The 3360-nt window shown below is 48.8% G+C and carries 2 protein-coding genes; both read left to right on the top strand.

Annotation, left to right across the window (positions count from 1 at the left end):
* Nucleotides 1-866 precede the first annotated feature (866 nt).
* Complete coding sequence (locus ABYV26_RS23345; RefSeq protein ID WP_372683756.1) at nucleotides 867-1757, top strand: tyrosine-type recombinase/integrase; 891 nt, start codon at nucleotides 867-869, stop codon at nucleotides 1755-1757.
* Complete coding sequence (locus ABYV26_RS23340; RefSeq protein ID WP_372683755.1) at nucleotides 1735-2913, top strand: IS91 family transposase; 1179 nt, start codon at nucleotides 1735-1737, stop codon at nucleotides 2911-2913. The genes ABYV26_RS23345 and ABYV26_RS23340 overlap by 23 nt, the downstream gene beginning before the upstream one ends.
* The last annotated feature ends 447 nt before the right edge of the window (nucleotides 2914-3360 follow it).

Here is a 3360-nt window from a genome sequence, read left to right as displayed (position 1 = left end):
CGGGAACAAGGACAAGCAGCGGCACTTTCAAATTCTGGTGGAAAAGTTACTTCGCGCTAAATACTCAGCTACGGTAAATAGGGATAAAAATGTACCGAGGTAAAGAGAAGGCTTGGCTCAGAAGTGGTACACGAATGTCATTAAATCTTGGCTGTACTCTGAGTAGAAATTCCCTATCTTGTATAGGATAGGAGCTCGATATTGCGTTGTCAAGATATCCTAATTAATTCAAGAATGGAAGCCGGACCGATGTTCCTCTATATATTGTGTTCGGCGGAATTCTGGATAGGTGGCGATTACATACCAATACATACCGAAATGGTATCTTAAAAAAAGGATCTCCATTCAATTTTTATCAAATTGGAGAGACTGCTTAATTGAAATACAGTCCCCTGCAGTTGTAAATGGATGGTTGAATTTGATGAAACCTGTATATTCTTAGCAACTTAAAAAGTTAGCTTAGCTTGCCATACGTTTCCGGTACGGTGGATCGTGGGTCAATTCCAAGCACCGCTAAGTATGGGGGTTGCCGAATTTCCAGTTCGGTGCAGATTACATCAGGGAAAAGAATTTATCACAGAAATGTGGCGACCTGAGATGTAAGGAGACGACCTAAGGAACTGGAATTTATATAAATTTAACTGATATGTTATGGTGATCCTTATGGTTCCACCTGAGTCCCCGTTTTGGTTAGATTTGGCCCGTTGTGATTATTTTCGATCGGACGAAACCGCTTCGCGGCAGTTCACCCTCCTGACCCACCGTAGTTACTTTTCCATCGAGCCCTCCACGTCCGTACTCTCCATTACTTGATCGTGTAAACTACCTTTTTGAGTTTGTTTAACCCCAAACCAAGGAGGTAGACCATGACACCACTGCGTCAAAAAATGATCAGGGCTATGGATCTGAAGAACCTTTCCCCTCACACCCGGCGATCCTACCTTAACGCCGTTACCAAGCTGGCCAAGCACTACCGGCAGTCACCGGAAACCATCACCGAAGAGATGATCGAGGATTATCTGCTGTATCTGAAAAACGAAAAGGGAAACGCGCTTGCAACGTGCTGCATAACATTAACCGGCCTGCGGTTTTTCTACAAACACATTTTAGGCCAGCAGATATCCATTGGTTTCAGTCTGCCAAAAACGCCGCGCAAGCTTCCCAGCGTGCTCACCAAACGGCAGGTCGGCAAAATTATCTGTGCCCCGGGCAACCTGAAACACCGGCTGATCCTGATGACCACCTACTCGGCAGGACTAAGGGTCGGTGAAACCAGGCGATTAATGCCTGACCATATCGACAGCCAACGGATGCTGATCAAGGTCATAGGTGGCAAGGGGCGCAAGGATCGCTACACCATGCTGTCGAAAAAGCTTCTTGCGGAACTGCGCCACTACTATCAGGCCTGCCGTCCGCAAACCTACTTGTTCCAATCGACTTACAAGAAAAATGAGAACAAACCGTTATCTTATGAAACGGTGCGGTCCATCTACGAGAAGGCCCGCAAAAAGGTCGGTGTGAAAAACGGCGATGGTATTCACACCCTGAGGCACAGCTTCGCCACCCATCTGTTGGAGGCCGGGTACGACATCCGTAAAATCCAGGTGCTGTTGGGCCATTCCAGACTCACGACCACCATGATCTACCTGCATGTGAGCCGCGAAACCCTGTCCAAGGTTCCCAGTCCGTTGGACCTTATAGACATGGATCATGCAAGCAAGGAGGATCGTACCCATGGCCCCGGTCATCAAACCTGAAGCCAGACGACTGGCGGTCGCCCAAATTCTAAAAAAACATATTGCCCATTATCAGAAACAGTATCCACTGTGGTGGGAACACCGTAAAATCGTCTATGACCTGTTGAACTGCCGGACTGAATATCTCGGCGGCCATATCGATCGTTGCAATCAATGTGGTGCCATGCGCATCGCCTACCATTCATGCCGCAATCGCCACTGCCCCACATGCCAGCATATGCCGCGCGAACGGTGGTTGGAACAAAGAAAACGAGAGATTTTATCCACCGACTATTTCCATGTCGTCTTTACCCTGCCGCATGCGCTCAATGCCGTTATCTTGAACAACAAAAAGGTGATGTTCACGATCCTGTTTAAAGCCGCCTCCCAAACCCTGCTGACCTTCGGTGATAATGCCCTTGGCGGAAAACTGGGCTTTATTGCCACGCTGCACACCTGGGACCAGAAGCTAAACGCCCACTTTCATCTGCACTGTCTGGTGGCCGGTGGCGCGGTCTCTCCAGATGGTTCATGCTGGATACCCTGCAAAGGCAACTACCTGTTCAACGAAAGGGCGCTGTCATTAGTGTTCCGCGGCAAGTTCATGGACCTGATGAAAATAGCCTGTCAGCGGGAGCGTATCAAGCTTACCGGGGATCAGTATCGCCAGTTGAAAGCCAGGCTGTATGATAAACCCTGGATCATCGACGTGCGTGAACCGGTCAAACAACCGGAGCACGTACTGGAATACCTGGCACGCTATACTCATCGCGTAGCCATTGCCAACAGTCGCATCAAGGCGCTTGGGGACGGTATGGTGACGTTCACCTTTAAAAACCGCAAGAAAAAGCAAACCGAGTCGCTCACGATCACTGCCGTCGAGTTCATCAGGCGGTTCTTACTGCACAGCCTGCCCAAGCGCTTTGTCCGCATCCGGCATTACGGGTTTTTAGCCAACCGGAACCGATCGGCAAACCTGACCGCCATCCGTCAATTGATGGGCCTGTCCGAGCCTCCAGACAAAACCGTGGCTCCCGTTGAAGTGATGATGCAGCAACTCACTGGCATCGACATTACGGTCTGCCCCTGCTGTAAAAAGGGCAAAATGCAGCTGTTCAGACAGATCCCCAAAGGGTTGGCACGACCGCCAAACCCCCTGGCTTACGCGGCAGCTTAGTCAGATTGGTTGATATTAAAATCGGTTCTTGGAATAACCGCAGGTGAAGTACGCGCTGATCCTGCTGAAGTCTCTCTATATGGTGAGAAAAAAGAATCAAAATGTATATTGTGGTGACCAGCTCGATGAACAATTATCCGGGATACCCGAGACCCATCACCAAAAATACCACCACGCAGCCTTGTGGCAGTGAACCGCACGATTACAAAACCCATATTAAAATATCGTGCCGAAACGTCAGCCAGGCGGCTTCGACCATTCTTATTTTATCAATCATCCCGCTCTGTCAACGTCATCATAAATAAGTTTTGCGGTTTAGTGGCAATGCGAGTAGTTACCGGGCTGTTCTACGGCGGGACGATAGATAAAATACTTATCGAATATCGTTGAAAATTGCCAAGGCTGATATCTACCTGATTATTGAAGATATCACATTCGAGCTCAGAT

This window comes from Desulfosarcina sp., from assembly GCF_041551955.1.
GTDB lineage: Bacteria > Desulfobacterota > Desulfobacteria > Desulfobacterales > Desulfosarcinaceae > Desulfosarcina.
The sequence above is the reverse complement of the archived record's forward strand: the minus strand, read 5'-3'. Positions and strand labels throughout refer to the sequence as shown.

Bases quoted from the DNA above. Each gene is read 5' to 3' on its own strand.
- ABYV26_RS23345 (WP_372683756.1), top strand. From the start codon at position 867: ATGACACCACTGCGTCAAAAAATGATCAGGGCTATGGATCTGAAGAAC.
- ABYV26_RS23340 (WP_372683755.1), top strand. From the start codon at position 1,735: ATGGCCCCGGTCATCAAACCTGAAGCCAGACGACTGGCGGTCGCCCAA.